Genomic DNA, 8,305 nt, shown 5'->3' on the forward strand with positions numbered 1-8,305 from the left:
CATGGCCCTGTCGATCCTGGTACGGCTGCGAGATGGGCGGTACGAGGCCGCCGGGCTGCGTCCTTCCGAGGCAGAGTGGCCACCGCATCCGGCCCGGCTGTTCTGCGCGCTCGTCGCCTCGGTGACGAGCGACGGCGAGTCCGGTACGGCTGACGGCGACGCGGACGCCGAGTGGGCCGCGCTGCGATGGCTGGAGCGCGCGGGGATGCCCGAGATCTGGGCGTCTTCGCGCGCGCGGCGGCAGACACGGCGTGGCTACGTTCCGACGAACAGCACCGAGGCCAAGGGCGGTAGCCAGACCTGGCCAGGAAGGACAAACGGGCTGCGTGTGCGCGCGGCGGCGCTGCCGGAGAACCCGGACTTCGCGGTGGTCTGGCCGGACGCCGAGCCAGACGCCGACACCCTCAGCGCGTTGGTGCGCCTGGCGCGTCGGACGCCCTACGTCGGTCGGGCCACTTCCCCCGCGACGCTGACGGTGGGCACCAAGCCGGGAAGCCCCCGCGCGACGTGGACACGTTTCGCTCCGGGCGACTCCCGTCGGTCGCAGGTCGATGTGCGGGTTCCGGTTCCCGGCTATGCCGACCGGCTGCGGGCCGCGTATGCCGACGGGCAGCGGTCCTGGGAGGTGTCAGCCGCGACGCTTAGCTATGCACCCTTGGACAGCACCCCCGCCGAAGCGGGAGACGGTGAACTCGAGGGGGAGCCGGGCGGCGCGCTCGATGGTGGTCCCGTTGGATGGGAACTCCTGGTGTTCGGCCAAGTACCGGGCACGTCCCGGCTTCCCGTCGGCTGGCTTCTGACGGTGACCAGCCGTCTGCGTGAGGCCGTCCTGAGTCGGATCGCGACCGACGTTCCGCCCGAGATCTCCGGGCACGGCGCGAAGGGCCGCAACCATGTGGCCTTCCTCGGGTTGCTCGACGTCGGGCATCCCAACGCGAGCGGTCAGCTTCTCGGCGTCGGGCTGGCCGTTCCGCCTGATCTGCCGGACGCGGCTTACGCCCGGCTGTGGGATGCGGTGATCGAGGACCCGTTGGAGACGCTGACCGTCCAGCGCGCCAGCGAGCTACGCCTTGACCACGATCCGTTCCGCTCGACGCCGTGGGGCCTGAGCACCGAGCGGTGGACCGCGGCGCGGCGGGGAGGCTCCCGCGACTGGGTGACCGCGACACCGCTCATGGTTGACCGGTTCCTGAGCCGGCGGGGCGATGACACGCAGTTTCTCGAAGAGGTGGCACGGTCGCTGGTGATCGCGGGGTTCCCTGCGCCACGCGCCGTGGAGATTTCGCCGGCACCGATGCTCGCAGGCGCGCTCCACCGCGTGCCCCGGGCGGCGCTGCCCGACAACCGGCCGATCCGCCCGATGACCCACGTCCGCATCAGGTTCGCCGAACCGGTCGTAGGGCCGGTTCTCGCCGGCTCGATGCGCTATCTCGGCCTTGGCCTGTTCGTCCCCGAGCTACAGCGGGAGCGGACCGCATGACCGAGATCATCCGAGCCGGGCTTTGCGCCGCTGACTTCGCGGCGTTCGTCGCCGAGGTGCACGGCCGCGAGCCGTTTCCCTGGCAGCAGGCGTTGGTGGACCGGGTGCTGCGGGAGGGCGCCTGGCCCGAGATCCTCGACATCCCGACCGGGCTCGGGAAGACCAGCGTGATCGACGCCGCCGTGTTCGTCGCGGCGGCCGCGCCAGAGATCGGCCGGCGGCGCCTGTTCTTCGTGGTGGACCGACGGCTGGTCGTCGACGAGGCCTACCTGCACGCCCAGGCGCTCGTGGCCGGACTCCGGCCCGGCGCTCCGGCGGGGCCGGTAAGCCTGGCTGTCTCCAAGAGCCTGTCGGTCATCACACGCGCGCCCGACGGCGAGCCGGTGGACCCGCTGACCATCACGCGGATGCGCGGCGGGGTGACCTGGTCCTGGCGCTGGCTCGACCGCCCGGACAGCTACGGCGTCATCGTCGGCACCGTCGACCAGGTCGGTAGCAGGCTGCTCTTCCGCGGCTATGGGGTCGGTGAACGGCTCCGCCCCATCGACGCGGCGCTCGTAGGCTCCGACAGCCTCATCGTCGTCGATGAAGCACACCTCGCGGACGCGTTCGTCACCACGGCCAGGTCCATCACCAGGTGCGAGTCCGACAGCGAAACGGGCCTGACCAGCCGGCCACCGGTCGTCGTCACCATGTCCGCGACGGTGCCGGCGGAAGGCAGCTCGTCGGCGCCTCACCGGATCAGCCAGGCAGACGAGGACCATCCGGTTGCCGGAAAGCGGCTGAACGCCGGCAGACGGCTGCATCTGCTCCGCCCCGCGGTAACCAGTAAGAACGCCCACACTGAGATCCCCAAAGTCCTTGCTGCCTGGGCGCGGGCGCTGGCTAGCCGGCCCGAGTCCGCCACCGTCGGCGTGGTCTGCAACACCGTCGGCCGCGCCCGTGCCGTCCTGCGCGCGCTCCAAGCGGACGTCACCCCCGACGACGGCCTCGATCTGATTCTGCTGACCGGACGGATCCGGCCCATCGACCGTGACCGGCTGCTGCGGGACTGGTACGGCCGGCTCAAGGTTGGCCGTGAACGGGCCGCCGGGCGCCGGCTGATTCTCGTCGCGACCCAGACGGTCGAGGTCGGCGCCAACATCGACCTGGACGCGCTCGTGACCGAATCCGCCGCGATGCCGGCGCTCGTGCAGCGCCTCGGCCGGGTCAACCGCGTCGCGGACCTCCCTACCTCCATGGCGATCGTCGTCCACGACCCCACCGTCGGTGAGAACGATCCGGTCTACGGCCCGGCCCGCGAGGCCACCTGGCAATGTCTGAGCTCTCTGGCGGCAGAGACGCTCAGCCCACGAGCTGGCGCGCGCCCGGATCTGGGCGCGCTGGGCCAGGGGCTACCGGCCTCGCCCGCAGCGCTGCGCAGGCTCCTCGACGGCCTGAGCGAGACCGAGCGAGCCGGCCTCCAACCGCGGCCCGGGTACGTCCCTGCCCTCGACGACGAACTACTCGACGCCTGGAGCCACACCTCACCGATCTGGAACACGGACACCCCGGTCGCGCCCTTCCTGCACGGCCTCGCGAAGGGGCAACCCGAGGTGTCCCTGCTATGGAGAGCAGGGCTTCCCGACGACCAGGCCGACATCGCCGCGGTCCTAGCAGCCGTCCCGCCGACGCAGGACGAAATGCTCGACGTGCCGCTCGCGGCCGCGCGCCGCTGGCTCGCCGGGCGGCGGCCCGAGGCCGCCACGGTTTCCGACATCGAGGGCGACACCGTCGAGGACGGCGACGACGAGCGTGACCCGGCGCCCGCCGAGGCGACTGCCCGCGCCGGCCGGCTCGCGGTGCGCTGGCGCGACGGGACGGCGAAGGCGATCCCCACCGCCGCGCTCCGGTCCGCACCGCTCCAGCCAGGAGACGTGCTCGTGCTCTCCGAAGACTGGGGCGGCTGTGACGAGTTCGGCTGGGACCCCGAAGGCGTCGAACCCGTCGACGACGTCGCGGACCTGGCCAGCCGCCGCAGGCGCCCACTCGTCAGACTGCGCCCGGAACTGATCGAGCTGGCACGACGGCGGGAACCAGAGCTGATCTCCACGGCCCGCTCCGACGAGGGGCCGGCGCGCATCGGACTTGCCGAGCTCGTGGCGACGGCCGAGGCGGACGGCGCCGACGGCACGCCAGCCCCCGGAACCTACCGGCCCCAGCTCAGCGGGATCCTCCAAGCCGCCGAGGCACGACGGGCCGCGTCGGGGCGGCCCGATGGCCCGCTGGAGGGCAACCTGCGGCTACTCGCCCGAGACCACACCGCGTCGGTCGTCGTCCCCGTAGGGGCCGGTGCGTCCGCCTCGCAGTCGGATCGCGACCACCGCGACGGCAGTGGTGGCTGGCCGGTGGGATCGGAACGGCTGGTCGTGCTCGCCTGCCGCGGCGGTGGGCAACTCGGCGACGATGGCCCGTTCGGATCGTCGGTTGTCGCAGGCGAGCCCTATACGCGCGCCGGCGATACCCTTGCGAGGCGGCGGCGGGTGATCAGCCTGCGTGCCCACCAGCAGGCAGCGGCCGAGCGCGCTCGCGAGTTCGCTGTCAACCTCGGACTGCCGGCGCCCCTGGTCACCGCCGTCCAGATTGCCGCCAAACTCCACGATGAGGGAAAGCGTGACCCCCGGTTCCAGGCGATGCTGCGGGACCGCCCGCTGCACGCGCACCGCCGCCGACCGCCCGAGGAGCCACTTGCGAAGTCGGGGATGGACCCGGCGAACCGGGAGGCGTTCCGCCGCGCGCGGCTACGGTCTGAATACCCGCACGACATGCGCCACGAGGCGCTCTCCGCCCGGATCGCCGCGCTGACAGTAGCCACCGCCAGCCGCTACGCCGAAACCGGTGTCGACCACGACCTGGTCATTCACCTCGTCGCCACGCACCACGGCCGAGGTCGGGCGGTCTACCAGCCCGTCCTGGACCCGGCGCCGCAACATATCCAGATCGCACTCGACGGTCGCGTCGAACAGCTCACCACCGAAGTGACCGTCGATCCCGAGTCCTCGCGGCGGTTCGCCGCACTGAACGCCCGCTACGGCCGCTGGGGGCTCGCGCTGTTGGAGACGATCGTGCGGCTGGCCGACATCTGGTGCTCCGAATACGACGAAGGGGAGGACACATGAGCCCGGCCATAACCGCCGTCGAGATACCGGCACTCGATGGCCGGGACCCGCTCGGATTCCTGGCAGCCCTTGGCCTCCTACACCTCCTGGACGAGGCCGGAGACACATCGGTCGAGCCGATCCGACTGTCGTTCTCGACGGAGACGAGAGCAACGGTACTGAGCAGCCCGCTGCCCACAGTCGACGCGATCGTCGAGACCTTGGCCTCCAAGGTGACCGCGGCTGACCCGGAGGCGGCCATCATCGGCATCCACCCCGACTTCCCGCTTCGTCGACGGCCGGGTGACGGCGCGGCCGTCGACGAAGGAGCCGGCGACGGCGACCCCATGCGGATCCCCCGACAAAGGTTCCAGGAGCTCCGCCAGCAGGTCGACCAGCTCGGCGACCCCGCGGCCAGCGCCTGGCTTCGAGCGCTCGTCACCGACCTCGCGGTCGACCGCGCCGGGCGGGCCGCGCTCACCCCCTACATGGCACCCAGCGGCCGGCAGACCACCCGGACGTTCTTCGCTAAATCCCTGGAACTGGTCCGCATGGACCCCAGATGCATCGCCGAAGCACTGACTGGATGGCGCCGCGTCGACGGCTTCTCCGGCGAGTACCTCGACCATCGGGTGATCAGGGACGCCGCACACCACCCCAGCGGCAAGTCCACCGAGGCTGGTGTGCCAGGCGCGACCTGGCTCGCCACCCAGGCCCTCGCGCTCCTGCGCCTCACCGGCGACGGCACCAACGTCCAGGCCACGCTCTGGCACCGCTACGACAGGCGATCGATCATGACCTGGCCGTTGTGGCACACGCCGCTGGACCGCTTCGCGATCCGCGACCTGCTCGAACACCCACTCCTACGACCTGCACGGCCCACCCCGCACAGGGAGCGTTCCGGCCCCACGGTCGCCCGCCGCCCCCTCGAGCCGCTCGGCGTCTTCGACATCGCCGGAGCCGAACGGCAGCTCATCGAAGGCCGCAAAAGCGCGGGCGTACTTGCTCCGCTTCCCATCGGCGCCTGACAGGGACAGATACGGGACAGGGCAGCTCACACGATGACGGAGCCCCCATGAGTCGGCAATGGGCGGTGCACGCCGAGGAACTCGAAGCACAGCGCTCCTCGGCCGACCGCCTCACCTAGGTCGACGAGGGCGACGCTGTCCTCGGTGTGCTTGATGACCCTGCCGAGGTCTCCGAGGAGAAGAGGCTTCTCGGCGCCGTCGAGGTCGCAGAGGAACACGGAATACTGGACGTGCTCGCCATAGCTCTTCATGATCCGAAAGACCTCGCGCAGGCGTTTCGGGTCACGGATATCGTAGGCCACGAGGTAGCGGCGGCGTGCCATGTCGACCGGCTATCGGGTGGTGAACGCGGTGTAGGACGGGATCTCGCCGAGCAGGTGGGCCGCGAGAAGCCGAGCCTGAACCTCCAGCACCCGCCGGTAGGAGATGCGGTAGCCGAAGACCGGGTGGGTGACCTCGATGTCAAGACGCCGCTCGTATCCGGCGATGACCGCCTTGCGGCCGGCCGCGGTCAGTGCAACGCCTCCTGCCCGGATGACGAAGTCGCGTTCACTGACCTCGCCGTTGTTGACCAGGTTGAGGACGAGTGAGTCGGCCACGAGCGGACGGAATTCCTCGGCAAGGTCGAGCGCGAGCGCCGGTCGCCCGAACCGGGGACGGTGGAACAGGCCGACATACGGATCGAAGCCGACCGCCAGACAGACGGCCGTCAGGTCTTTTGTCAGTAGGGAGTACGCATATGAGAGGAGGCAGTTCAGCGCGTCCCGCGGCGGGCGGCGGTTGCGCCCCTCCCAGCTGAACGCGGCGCCCGGGAGGCGGTGCTCCGGTCGTAGCATCCCCCCGAACGCTTGGAAGTAGGAACGTGCCGCGGCACCCTCGATGCCGAGCAGCGTGCCCGCCGACTGGGCGCCGGCGGCCTTCTGGGCGCCGTCAGCGAGCCGCTCGAGCGTCGCCGATACCTCGACTCGGGTATTCCTGCGCAGCAGGACGCGGCTGTTGCGGATCTTCCCCTCGATCATGGTTCGGGCGATGTCGACATTCCCGCGTCCTGCCGCCGCGAGCTGACGCATCCGGAGGTCGACGTTCTTCCCAGGCAGGCCGTTCGCAATGCCGGAGAACCAGCCACCGTACGTGAACCAGCAGGTCGGCACCTCCCGGGCGAACAGTTCGCGAAGTAGCGGAGTGCTCACCTGGACATTCCCGTACACGCACAGCTGGGAGACGTCGATCAGCCGCGCTGACGTCAGCGGATCACCCTTGCGCCGGATCTCCAACCGCCCCCCGTCCCGGCCCACCACCGCACCCTGCTCCGTCACGTAGACCGGCCGCGTCTCCCGATCACGCGGAACGAGCCGCCTCGGCTTGGCATCTGCGCGCGCCGCGAGCAGGTTGACCTCGTCGGGTAGGCAGATCCCGACCAGGGAGCAGCGCGGACACTTCGGCGAGTCGACCAGAGGCAGCGGTGTCTGTGCGGCAGCGGCGACCTCACGCAGTTCACACGCGACCGACAGCGTCCGGTCGACCAACGCGTCGTCGAAGACGACCGGCACCCGCTCCTTCGTCTCGGCGAACGCCAGCACACCTTCCTCGCACCGGTACCCAGCCTCACGCAGAAGCAGGCCCTGCACGCACAGCTGGACCCGCTCGGGCTCCCAGGAGCGCTGCGCATTGTCCGGCGCCCGGCCCCGCTTCCGTTCCACCGGGACGACGGTGAGCGCGCCGTCCTCGTCGGGGTTCCCCTCAATGATGTCGACCACCGCCGAAAGCCCCAGCGTCGTCGACGACAGGCTGACGGACCGAGCCAGCCTGAGCTCACCATCGTCCTCCGGTAGCGGCGCGGCCCCAGCCCGCTTGTCCACCCACCGGTGCGCGTAGCGGCCCTCGACCGTGTCCGCGTTGTCGACGAACCTCGACTGAACCCACTCCAGGTAGAACAATCGCGGACAGTATGTGAACTCGTTCACCATCCGCGCCGGCACCAGATCCGGGACGTCCGCTGGCCCAGCGGACGTCACCATCAGCACATCGCCACTCGCCGGCTCCAGGCCAGCAGGCCCCGACTCCTCTGACGACGAACTGGTCGCAGCCGCCACTGGCGCCGTCGTGGCCGAAGCCTCGCCGTCCTGCGAGCCGCTCGTCGATTCCGCGATCACCTCGCCGCCCGCGATGCCGCCGTTTGACCGTTCATCCATCGTCGTCCCCCTGTCGACCATGCCAGTTCCAGCACCAGCACCACGAAGGGACGGAAGATGATCCGATCCTCTATGGCGCACTGTGTTATTTCATTCTGTCGCATCGTGCTGTCTTGGGCTATCGGATTACCTGCCGGCTCGCGGCCGCACCGGACCCAGTGCCCGGGGCGAGGCCTGGTAGCCGCGCCCGGATCTCCCCATGCCAGGTCGGTCGGCTACGGTCGTTGTCTGGGTGTCCGGCCTTGCGGCGCAGGGGTCACCGCCTGCGAGCGCTGTGATCACTCGCGAGGATGCGTGAGCGCTCGTGCCCAGGTCAGGGTGCCTGGAGGCCGTACCTTGACACCTTCACAGCGCGCCCCGGACGTCCGTCACCGGGCACCGCTCGCACGGCTTTGTATTCCCGCAGCTCAGACGGGCCGTCCCGCGAGAGCTGTCCAGCCGGCCTCCAAGCCGGCTCTCCATTGCGGC

At 70.4% G+C, this 8,305-nt stretch carries 5 protein-coding genes; 3 read left to right on the forward strand and 2 right to left on the reverse strand.

Annotated elements, in window-relative coordinates:
* The first annotated feature begins 1 nt into the window (after position 1).
* The 3 genes from csb2 to BCD48_RS40090 are packed head-to-tail and all read left to right on the forward strand — an operon-like array spanning position 2 to position 5,645.
* A complete protein-coding gene (gene csb2, locus BCD48_RS40080; protein ID WP_071053618.1) occupies positions 2–1,480 on the forward strand; it encodes a type I-G CRISPR-associated protein Csb2 in 1,479 nt (492 codons plus the stop codon).
* Positions 1,477–4,638 (forward strand): type I-G CRISPR-associated helicase/endonuclease Cas3g, encoded by a 3,162-nt coding sequence (cas3g, locus tag BCD48_RS40085; RefSeq protein WP_083419936.1) that lies wholly within the window; start codon positions 1,477–1,479, stop codon positions 4,636–4,638. Before csb2 ends, cas3g begins: the two co-directional genes overlap by 4 nt.
* Positions 4,635–5,645: a type I-G CRISPR-associated protein, Cas3-extension family gene (locus BCD48_RS40090; protein ID WP_071053619.1), complete on the forward strand. Its 1,011-nt coding sequence runs from the start codon at positions 4,635–4,637 to the stop codon at positions 5,643–5,645. The genes cas3g and BCD48_RS40090 overlap by 4 nt, the downstream gene beginning before the upstream one ends.
* 26 nt (positions 5,646–5,671) lie before the next feature.
* On the opposite strand, the gene cas2 is transcribed toward BCD48_RS40090, so the two are convergent.
* A complete protein-coding gene (cas2, locus tag BCD48_RS40095; protein WP_071053620.1) occupies positions 5,672–5,968 on the reverse strand; it encodes a CRISPR-associated endonuclease Cas2 in 297 nt (98 codons plus the stop codon).
* Positions 5,969–5,977: 9 nt separating this feature from the next.
* The gene (gene cas4g/cas1g / locus BCD48_RS40100) at positions 5,978–7,837 is read right to left on the reverse strand and encodes a CRISPR-associated endonuclease Cas4g/Cas1g (RefSeq protein ID WP_198543588.1); all 1,860 of its coding nucleotides are present in this window, start codon (positions 7,835–7,837) and stop codon (positions 5,978–5,980) included.
* Positions 7,838–8,305 lie beyond the last annotated feature (468 nt).

This window comes from Pseudofrankia coriaricola (genome assembly GCF_001854805.1).
Taxonomy (GTDB): domain Bacteria; phylum Actinomycetota; class Actinomycetes; order Frankiales; family Frankiaceae; genus Pseudofrankia.